Annotated in this window: 8 protein-coding genes; 3 read left to right on the forward strand and 5 right to left on the reverse strand. The window is 72.8% G+C overall.

Annotation, left to right across the window (positions count from 1 at the left end):
* Window positions 1–134: 134 nt before the first annotated feature.
* Complete coding sequence (locus AB0I32_RS17440) at window positions 135–794, forward strand: GNAT family N-acetyltransferase (protein WP_357508195.1); 660 nt, start codon at window positions 135–137, stop codon at window positions 792–794.
* A 56-nt stretch (window positions 795–850) separates the two neighbouring features.
* Here AB0I32_RS17440 and AB0I32_RS17445 read toward each other — a convergent pair whose 3' ends face one another.
* A complete protein-coding gene (locus AB0I32_RS17445; protein WP_357508197.1) occupies window positions 851–1,246 on the reverse strand; it encodes a hypothetical protein in 396 nt (131 codons plus the stop codon).
* 81 nt (window positions 1,247–1,327) lie between these two features.
* Complete coding sequence (locus AB0I32_RS17450) at window positions 1,328–2,485, reverse strand: aminotransferase class I/II-fold pyridoxal phosphate-dependent enzyme (protein WP_357508199.1); 1,158 nt, start codon at window positions 2,483–2,485, stop codon at window positions 1,328–1,330.
* A gap of 59 nt (window positions 2,486–2,544) precedes the next feature.
* On the opposite strand from AB0I32_RS17450, the gene AB0I32_RS17455 reads away from it, so the two are divergent.
* On the forward strand, window positions 2,545–3,015 hold the full coding sequence (locus tag AB0I32_RS17455) for an Lrp/AsnC family transcriptional regulator (RefSeq protein ID WP_357508201.1): 471 nt from the start codon (window positions 2,545–2,547) through the stop codon (window positions 3,013–3,015).
* A 19-nt stretch (window positions 3,016–3,034) separates the two neighbouring features.
* Here AB0I32_RS17455 and AB0I32_RS17460 read toward each other — a convergent pair whose 3' ends face one another.
* The 3 genes from AB0I32_RS17460 to AB0I32_RS17470 all read right to left on the reverse strand — a co-directional run bounded on the left by AB0I32_RS17460 (window position 3,035) and on the right by AB0I32_RS17470 (window position 7,944).
* Complete coding sequence (locus tag AB0I32_RS17460) at window positions 3,035–4,105, reverse strand: RIO1 family regulatory kinase/ATPase (RefSeq protein WP_357508203.1); 1,071 nt, start codon at window positions 4,103–4,105, stop codon at window positions 3,035–3,037.
* A gap of 291 nt (window positions 4,106–4,396) precedes the next feature.
* On the reverse strand, window positions 4,397–6,652 hold the full coding sequence (locus tag AB0I32_RS17465; protein WP_357508205.1) for a serine/threonine-protein kinase: 2,256 nt from the start codon (window positions 6,650–6,652) through the stop codon (window positions 4,397–4,399).
* A 101-nt stretch (window positions 6,653–6,753) separates the two neighbouring features.
* Entirely contained in the window at window positions 6,754–7,944 is a 1,191-nt protein-coding gene (locus AB0I32_RS17470; RefSeq protein ID WP_357508207.1) for a hypothetical protein, read from the reverse strand.
* Between the two features lie 197 nt (window positions 7,945–8,141).
* Here AB0I32_RS17470 and AB0I32_RS17475 point away from each other — a divergent pair, with 197 nt between their 5' ends.
* Complete coding sequence (locus AB0I32_RS17475) at window positions 8,142–9,965, forward strand: hypothetical protein (RefSeq protein WP_357508209.1); 1,824 nt, start codon at window positions 8,142–8,144, stop codon at window positions 9,963–9,965.
* Window positions 9,966–10,120: the final 155 nt, after the last annotated feature.

The raw sequence follows: 10,120 nt of genomic DNA on the forward strand, positions 1-10,120 counted from the left end.
CACTTATGTTGTCCCACGAGACTGCCACGAGTGCGAGTGCCGGCGCAAGTGCAGGGGTTGGTGGCCATCGGTGTTAAAAAGTGTGCCAAGCGCACCGATCCACGAGTGTCGGTGAGGCGGAGTAGGTTCCGAACATGGCCCAGATCGCCGTGGTTCCCGCGACTGCCGACCGGTTCGGCGACATCGCCCGCGTCATCAACCCCACCGGTCGTGAGCAGGCGTGCTGGTGCATGCACTGGCGGGCGCCGGCCAAGGAGGACGTCACGACGCGTGGGGCCCGGCTGCGCGAGCTGACCGAACGGGAGCCGGCGCCGGGAATGCTCGCGTACCTCGGGGACTTCGGTAGAGCGGGTGCAGGCACGGGGAAGTCGGGTGCGGGGGAGTCCGGCGTGGAGGTGGCGGGCTGGCTCGGGTTCTCGCGCCGGTCGGACGCCAGATCGCTGCAACGGTCCCGGGTGCTGCCCACGGGCGAGCCCGAGACCTGGCCCACCACCTGGGTGTTCATGTGCGTGACCGTGCGCGCCGGCTTCCGCAGGCAAGGAGTCGCCCAGGCCCTGCTCGACGCCGGGGTCGACTACGCTGCCGGCCACGGGGCGACGGCGCTCGACGCGTTCCCCGTCGAACCCGAGCCGGGTCGTCGGGTGCCCGTGAGTGCCGCCTTCGTCGGTACCGTCGGGATGTTCGAGCGTGCCGGGTTCGACCGGCTGGCGACCACGGATGCCACGAGCGGCCGACTGACCCGCTGGCACATGCGGCGGGAGCTCACGCCAGGGCGAGAGCGCACGCCGGGCTGACTACCGGACGCCTCAGCCGATCGCTGCACACCCGATCGCCGCACACCCGGCGGGCGCTACTCCTCGACCGGCACGACGACGCACAGCTCGAACGTCTCCCGGCCGCGGCGAAGGAGGTAGCGCACGCGCTCCGCCGTCGCCTCCGACGCGTTCTCGTCCTTGTAGCTCCAGCGCACGTCGACCCAGAGCAGCGCGTCGCCGACCTGCTCCACCGCGCGCACCTCCGGGACCGCGGCGACAAGCCCCTGCTCCCGGTAGGCGGTGAGCATGCCGCCGAGGGCGTCCCGCGCCGCCTCGGCGTCGGGCACGACGAGGGACCGTCCGGCCTCCACCACCACCGACGGGTAGGCGAGGCTCTCGGTCACGGTCTCCAGGTCGCCCGAGCCGAGCGCCACACCGTAGTCGACGAAGAACTTGACCAGGTCGTCCTGGTCGTACGGGGTACTGGTCATCCCCTCACGGTAAGGCCGACTCCCCGTCGAGTGCTGGGTATCTGCCCCCTCGGCACCGCCAAGGGGGCAGATACCCAGCACTCAACGTGCGGGGCGGTCGAGAGCCTCCGTCAGATCGACCCAGAGGTCTTCGACGTCCTCCAGGCCTACCGACAGGCGGACCAGGTCGGGGGAGATGCCCGCGTCCTTGCGGGCCACCTCGTCCATGATCCGGTGCGTCAGGGAGGCGGGGTGCTGGATCAGGCTGTCGACGCTGCCGAGGCTCACGGCCGGCGTGATCAGCCGGACCGCGGAGACGAGCGCCACGGGGTCGACGGACGTCTCGAACGAGACCATCGCCCCGCCCACGCGCGGGTAGTGCACCCGCGTCACCCGGGGATGCTCCGCCAGCCGGCGCGCCAGCTCCGCCGCGGTGGTGGACGCCGCCCGCACCCGCACCGGGAGGGTCGCGAGCCCGCGCAGGAGCTCGTAGCCCGCCATCGGGTGCAGCACGCCGCCGGTCATGAACCGGACCTGCCGCAGTGACCGGGCGAACTCCTCGCCGCAGGCGATGACACCGCCCATCACGTCGCCGTGCCCGCCCAGGAACTTGGTGGCGCTGTGCAGGACCAGGCTCGCGCCGAGCGCCAGCGGTCGCTGCAGCACCGGCGTGGCGAACGTGTTGTCCACCAGGAGCGGCGCGGCGCCGCAGGCGTCGGCCAGCGCCCGCAGGTCCACCTCGGTGAGGGTGGGGTTGGCGGGGCTCTCGACGACCACCAGCCCCGTCCTGTCGGTGACGGCCGACGCCACCTCGTCCGGCGTCACCCACCGCACGGAGTTGCCGAGCAGACCGGACTCGAGCAGGTGGTCCGTGGTGCCGTACATGGGCCGGACACCGACCACCTCAGGCTTGCCCGCCGCGACCTGGGCCAGCAGGCAGGCCGACAGCGCGGCCATCCCGCTCGCGAACGCGACGGCGGCCTGTGCGCCCTCGAGCTCGGCGAGCGCGTTCTCGAAGCGGCGCACCGTCGGGTTGGCGACGCGGCCGTACACGGGCGGGCCGCCGTCGTCGTGCCCCGCGGCGAACTCGTCCAGGCGCTCGGCCTCGCCGACGACGTCGTACGACGGGTAGGTGGTGGACAGGTCGATGGGAGGGACGTGCAGGCCCAGCGCGGCCAGGTCGTCCTTGCCGGCGTGGACGGCGCGCGTGTTCCAGGAGTGGGCGCTCCCTGCGAGCGGGGTCTCCGCGTGCGTGGTCATGGAGGACTATCGACACCTGGGACCTCGCATACCGGTCAGGCATGCTAGAAATTCGGCCTATGGGCCAGAACGTGATCCTCGATTCGGTAGACCGTGCGCTGCTGGACGAGCTGCAGAAGGACGGCCGACTCTCGAACAAGACGCTCGCGCAGCGCGTGGGCGTCGCGCCGTCGACGTGCCTGGCCCGGACCCAGCGGCTGCAGAACGCCGGGGTGATCCGCGGCTACCGGGCCGAGATCGACCCGGCCGCCGTCGGGCGCGGGCTGCAGGCCATGCTGATGGTGCGGCTCACCACCCACTCCCGACCCCTGCTGGGCCCGTTCGTCGAGTGGATCCGGCGGCTCCCGCAGACCCGGGCCGTGCACCACGTCTCCGGTCCCGACGACTTCCTGATCCACGTCGCCTGCGCCGACACCGACGAGCTGCAGCGCCTGGTCCTCGACCTCACGGCCCGCGGCGAGGTGGGCCGCGTCCAGACCGACCTGGTGTTCTCGTCCTGGACCTGCGGCCCGGTCACCCCTGCTGGGTGACCGGGCCGGCCCGGGACCGTCAGAGGGCCTGGCCCAGCAGGTCGGCGAACAGCGCGTCCGCGTCGACGTCCAGGCCCCGGGCCGTGAACCAGGCGCACACCGTGCGGCAGTCCCGCAGCAGCACGTCGCTCGCGAACGGGTTCGCCACCAGGTCCACGACCTGCGGCAGGTCGATGATGACCAGCCGCTCGCCGTCGGCCAGGATGTTGTACGGCGACAGGTCGCCGTGCGCGAAGCCGAGCCTGGCCAGCACGGACATGCCGTGCGTCAGCTGCTCCCAGTACGACTCGAGCAGGTCGTCCGACGGGCGTTCCCTGGTCAGCCGCGGCGCGGCGACCGCCTGGACGCCGCCCGCGTCGTCGGTCACCTCGGTGCCCACGAACTCCATGAGCACCTCGGTGCCGTCGATCTGCACCGGATAGGGCACCGGCGCGCCCGCCGACCAGAGGCTGCGCAGGGCGACGAACTCGGCGTCGGCCCACTGGGTGGCCGAGACCGCGCGGCCCCACGCGGACTTGCGGTCCTCCATGGCGCGCTGGTCGCGGGTGCGGCGCGTCCGTCGCCCCTCGGTGTACTCGGTGCCGCGGTGGAACTGCCCGTGCTCCAGGCTGCGGTACCGCTTGGCCACCAGGAGGCAGCGTTCGGCGCCTCCGGATGATCCGCCGTCGGACGGCATGGTCGCCCCCGGCGGGACGGCGCGTTCGATCAGGAAGGCGTCCGCCTCCTTGCCGGTCTTGAGGATGCCGAGCTCGGTGTCGAACGCGGCGTCCCGGGTGACCAGCCAGTCGGGCAGTGGTTCGGGCCCACGCTGCCCCTTGGCGACGGACCGCCAGGTGGACCAGCGCTGGCCGGGTCCGGGCTGGTCGAGATGCTGGTCGGGGTCCCAGGTGGGATCGGCGTGCACGAGACCGGCGTCGGACGGGTCCGCCCCGAGCGTGCTCGGGTGCGGGCCCTCCAGCTCCTCGCGACCGACCTGGGCGCGCCGGGCGGCACGCAGCTCGTCAGCGGTCGGCCGGGTGCTGGGCTGGTTGTTGCTCCTGTTCGCGGCGTGGACCAGGAGGGACTTCGGTGCTTCGGGAAAACGGGACAAGACAGTGCTCCTTGATGCTGGAGCACTACCGGATCAGTCCCGGGTGCTCCTGGTGACAGTGGCGTCTGCTGCCGCGAAGGCAGCCGCGCGAACGACGTCGTCCATGACTGCCTCCTTCCTGTCCGCACTCCGCGAGTGCCTGTCCCCGAGCGCATCGAACGGGGGTCTTGTTACCTGTGCTGGCCGGTCATCAAGCCGCCTCGAAGTGCAGGCTCGGTGACCGTGCGCCGAGCATGTCACGACCGTGCCGCGGACCGCACCTGATTTATGCCGCAACTTTTCCGGAGCCGCTCAGCTCCACGGCAGGGCGTTCTCTATCGACTCCCACACCGAGTCGCGCACGTCCTGGGTGGTGTCCTGGACGCCCTGCTCGAGGTCGTCCTGGATCTGCTCCCGTTGCTGCTCGAACGAGTCGCGCGCGTTCTGCGTGACCTGCTGGGCGTAGCCGACCACACCCTGCACGGCGATCACGATCACCCACACCACGACGACGAGCCAGAACGGCCACGTACGACCGCCGCGTCGCGTCCGGACCGCCCGGAAGAGGTTCACGACGGCGGACGTCACGATGCCGAGCAGCGGGATCGACAGCTCCGCCATGCGCGGCAGCCACTCCGGGTCGAGGCTCAGGGCCGACACCGTGATGCCGCCGAGCGCCGTGAAGAGCGGCAGCCCGGCCGCACTGGGCATCGCGTCGAAGCCCGGGACGAGACGCACCAGCTGGTAGAGCGCGAGGGCCAGCAGCACGCGCGGGATCCAGCCGAGCAGAGCCGCCAGCACGCCCAGGCCACCGCCGGAGTCGCGCTTCGCATCGCGCTCCCTGCGGTCCCGGGCGTCCAGCGCGTCCTGCGCGCCCCGGTCGTCGCGCCGCGGCGGCGGGCCGGCCGGCTGGGCCGGGGGCTGGGCGGGCGCCTGCGGCGGGTAGTTCGGCTGGGTGCGGGCCGGGGCGGCGGGCGCCTGTGCCGGCGCGGGCGCCAGGCGGGTGTCGGACGCCGGAACCGGGCGGAACGCGGGCGCCACCTGCGTGGCCTGCTGGTTCGACACCGGTACCGGTACCGGCGCCGTCCGCTGGGGCGGGCGGGCGGACTGCCGCCGGAGCGGGGGAGCCGCCGTCGGGCTGCCGGGGAGCGGCAGACCGTGGCGCTGCCGGTAGGCGATCCAGCCGTCGAACGTGTCCGGGTATCCCTCGGGCGTGAAGGCCGGGGCCCAGCGCATGGCGGCCCACAGGTAGTCCTTGATCTCGGCGGGCGCGCGCCCGCCGGCCCGCTGTGGCCCGACGGCGGCCAGGTAGGTGGAGATGACCTCCTCCGCCGCGCCGTCGAACCCGTCACCGTGCACCTGGTGCAGGCGGCCCATGAGCTGCTGGTCGTAGACCAGGTTGGTGATGGGCTCGCCCTGCTGCACCGGGTTGCTCGCGAGCACGCTGGTCGGCGGGACGGCGGCCGAGGGTGCCCCGCTGCCCGTGAGCACCTCGGTGACGAGGCCTCGCTCGATGGTGGTGGCGCCCGCCGCGGCGAGCAGCGCGGGGTCGAGCGCCGCGCTGTCGTTGGCGAGCTGGGCCACGGTACCGATGAGGTTGTGCAGCGGCGGGCGGTCCTCAGGCTGGTGCCGGGTCATGGCCAGGACGAGCGGCAGCAGGCGCCGGTCGACCGGTCCGACGTCGGCCGCCGTCAGGTCGCGGCCCACGAAGTTGAGGTCGTTGGGCAGCTGGCCCGTGGCGAGGAAGATCAGCAGCAGGCCCAGGCTGTACACGTCGGAGCGGGCGTGCGGCTTGCGCACGAACAGCTCGGGCGCCATGTACGAGATGGTGCCGGCGGCGTGCGTCGACGTGCTGGTGCCGTGGCCCTTGGCGATGCCGAGGTCGATGAGCACGTACCGGTCGGGCGCGGCGATGATGTTGGCCGGCTTCACGTCCCGGTGCAGGTAGTGCTCCTCCTGGAGCACCGCGAGCGCGTCGAGGACGTCGTCGGCCACGCGCAGCACGTCCCGCGTCGGCAGCGGGCCCTCGGCAGAGACACGCTGGGACAGGGTCGGGCCTGGTACGAGCTCCATGGCGAACCACGGCGTGGGCGACTGCAGGTCGGCGGTGACGAGCCGCGGGAACCCGCGGCCGGCGAGCCGCTCCAGCAGCGCGGCCTCGCCGACGAACCGGTCCAGCGCGCCGAACTCGGAGTTGGTGAGCACCTTGAGGGCTACCTCACCGCCCTGCCCGACGGCGCGGTAGACGTGTGCGAACCCGCCGTGGCCGAGCGAGCCGACCAGCTGGAACGGGCCGAGGACCTCACCGGTGGCCGGGATCCGCTGACCGGTGGCGGGTGCGGCTCCCGCGTACCCCGCCCCGTAGGACCCGTTCGCCTGGCCCGCACCCGAGGGCTGCACGACCCGCGTCGCAGCGGTCGGCGGTGGCGCCGTCAGCGGCGACGCGGCGGGCGACGTCAGCACCCGTGTCGGTGCGGGCGGCGGCGGGACGGCAGCTGTCTGTTCGCCACCTCGAGCCGGCTGACCGGCGGGGCGTGCGGCCGTCGTGCGGGTGGTCTCGTCGGACAAGCAAGGACTCCTCAGCAGCGCACCGGCACAACCGGCTGGACCAGAGGAAATCTATCAGCGTCCTGCCACTCCGCTCAGTAAAGAGCCCGACCCGTGACCTGTCAGCCGTTCCCGCCGGGCACGGCGCCCTCGAGCTGGTCGGTCGCGTTCTGCTTGGCGTCGTCCACGCCCTGCTGGAGCTGCTCCTCGACGGAGTTCTGGGCGTCCTCCTTCGCCTTCTCCACCGTCTCGTCGACGGAATTCTGGACGTCCTGCTGGATGTCCTCGGTGGCCTCCTGCGCATAGCCGACGATGCCGCCGACGGCGAAGACCACTATCCAGGCGACGACCGCGAGCCCGTAGGGCCAGATCGCGAGCGACGTGCCCAGCGAACGGATCGTGTTGAGCAGGCCGGCGAGCGCGATGCCGAGCGCCGGGATCGTCAGGTTGGCGGCCTGGTCGGACCACTCCGGGTTGAAGTTGAGGAGGCCGAGCACACCGTCGCCGATGCCGCGGAACAGCGGGAACTGCGACACGTCCGGCATGACGTCGAACCCGGGGATCAGCCGGACGAGCTGGTAGACGCTCAGCGCGAGCAGGATCCGCGGGATCCAGGCCAGGACGGCGCCCGCCGCGGAACCGCCGGGGGAGTCGTCGCGCCGCTCCCGCTCGTGGCGGGAGATCGGTGGCCTCGGCGGCGTCTGTTGCGGTGCCTGCGGGCTGTAGGCCTGGTCGAAGGGCAGCGGCTGGCCGTAGCCGGGCTGCTGGCCCGCCTGGCCGTAGCCGGGCTGCTGGCCGTACCCCTGCGGCTGGCCGTAGGCCTGCGTCGGCTGGACCGGCTGCTGGCCGTAGGCCTGCGTCGGCTGGCCGTAGCCTGTTTGGCCCTGTCCGTAACCCGGCTCGCCCGGGAACGTCGCTGCCTGCGGCTGCGCGGGCTGCACGGTCTCGTACGGGCGGTACGGCCGCGCGGGCGGCGGGGTGGCGGCCCGGTAGTCCCGCCCCTGGTCGGCACCCTGCTGCGGCATGCCCGACGGCGGTATCACCTGCGTCTGGTCGCCGTACTGGTTGCCATGCCCGGCACCCGGCTGCGGAGTGCCCGGCTGCGGAGTGCCCGACGGCGGCATGACCTGGGTCCGGTCGTCGTATCCGGCCTGTCCGCCGCGCCCAGCCTGACCGTCCTGGACTGCGTCCATCCACTGCGTGGCGGCATACGATGACGGGGCGCCCGGCTGCGTCACCGGACGAGCGGGTGGCCGCTGGATCTGCGTGGGGTCGTCCACCGGAGGAATACGGCGGGTGGGCTCGTCGGACACGCGAAGGCTCCTCGGTCGTGGTCCCGGTCTCGAAACCTGCACTGCGGTACCGATCGCACTATGGCACCTGATTGCGCGAGAACTTACCAGGTGGGGTGATTGCCCCGTTGGGGTGGCCAGGCGGACGAACATGTCCGACCCTTGCTTCGGGGGCGATCCACGCAATGCCGCCTGCCCAGGAACTTCGGAGGAAACGTATGAGCTCTGACACCGTGCCCCGCTGGCCCCGGATCGACGCGATAGTCCGGGAAGACGGTTCCGGTGAGGTGACGATCGACGGGACCTTCCACCCCATCACCGCGGGCAGTCTGGAAGAAGCGCGCGTGGAGGTGTTGCGCAGGGTCACGGAGAACGCCGCGAGGGTCGGCCGGCCCGTGCGGGCGTCCGCGACGGGGCCCGAGGGCCTGTGGAACCTGATCGTGCACCCGGACGGGACGGTGGTGCCGGAGGAGGACGAACCCACGCCGTCGGCCCCGACGCCGCAGGCGCCGCCGGCCACCGCGCCGGCCGGTGAGGCACCCGACGGGACGCCGGTCACCGAGCCCGGGGCGATGCCCGGCCCGACGGCGGGGCCCGGACCGGTGTTCGAGGACGCGCGGGCAGTGGACCTGCCGCGAGGCGAGCCGGCTGACGCGCCCGGTGGCGCGGAGCAGGACTCGTTCGGCACGGCGGTCGAGGCGGACCCGGAGGACACGGTGCGTCGTCTCCCGAGGACGCCCGAGGCCACTGACGCCGGACTGCTCGGTCCTGCGGAACCTGCGCCCGCCGCGCCCGGCTCCACGTCGTCCTACGCGCCGAGCGGGGCGAACCCCGAGGCGGGCAGTGAGCTCCCGGTCGCGGACCGGGTGCGGGAGAATGCGACGGACGACACCAGGGGCGGCCCGCCGTCCGGCCCGCCGAGCACCATCCAGGACAGCATGCCGAGCACGATGCCGGGCAGCATTCCCGACACCACGCCGGGCAGCATGCCGGGACGGCCGGCGAGCCCTCCGTCCGGCCCGGTCCACGCGGTGCCGGGCGCGAGGAGCACCGGTGGTGGGCTGTCCGCACCGCCGTCGGACCCGATACCGGTGACCGACGGGGACGCTCCGCGTTCGCGGCGCGAGGCACGCGAGTCGTTCCTCACGCACCAGCAGGACGAGGAGCCCGCGACGCGCGGGTTCCGCGGGATGCTGACCCGGATCGGCATCCGGGTCGGGCCCAGCGAGTCGGAGCGGGCCGAGCGGGCCGACGAGCGCGCCGTCAGCCAGCACTGGCCGGGGCCGCGCACGATCTCGATGGTGAACGGCAAGGGCGGGGCGGGCAAGACGCCGTCGACGGTGCTGCTCGCGGCGGTCTTCGCGCAGTTCGGCGGCGCGGGCGTCGTCACGTGGGACAACAACCAGACGCGCGGGACGCTCGGCTGGCGCACGGAGCAGGGCCCGCACGAGTCCACGCTGCTGGACCTGCTGCCGCAGACGGACCGGCTCCTGGGCCCGTCGGCCCAGGCCGCGGACCTCGCGCGGTACGTGCACCACCAGACGCGCGACCGGTTCGACGTGCTGCGGTCCAAGCCGATAGCCATGGCCAACGAGCAGCGCATCGAGCCGCAGGACGTGGACGCCATCCACTCCGTGCTCTCCAAGTACTACCGGATGATCCTCATCGACTCCGGCAACGACGAGTCCGACCCCATGTGGCAGCGGATGATCGACCTGACCGACCAGCTCGTGGTCGCCACGACCACGCGTGACGACCACGCGGAGGCCGGGGCGCTGCTGCTGGAGGCTCTCTCGACCCGCGACGGCCGGTCGGCGTACCTGGCACAGCAGGCGGTCGTCGTCGTGAGCCAGGCCGACCAGAAGGAGCCCGCGAGCGAGCTGGAGAAGGTCGCCGACGGGTACCGGTCCCTGGCCCGCGAGGTGGTGACCATCCCGTTCGACCCGGCGATGGTCGACGGCCACCTTCGCTACGGCGCGCTGCGCCCGGAGACCCGGCGGGCCTGGCTGGCGGCCGCCGCAGCGGTGGCGGGCGGCCTCTGACCCACCCGAAGCAGGACCGCGAGGTAGAGCGCCTGTCCGAGTCTCACTCGGACAGGCGCTCAGGAGGCATGGCCGGTGGATCCGCCGACGCCGCTGCCGCGCTCCTGGCCTGCGACACGCTCTGGGAGGCCGGGGTGCCGCGCTCCGAGCTGGTG

This window comes from Promicromonospora sp. NPDC050249, assembly GCF_040656015.1.
GTDB lineage: Bacteria > Actinomycetota > Actinomycetes > Actinomycetales > Cellulomonadaceae > Promicromonospora.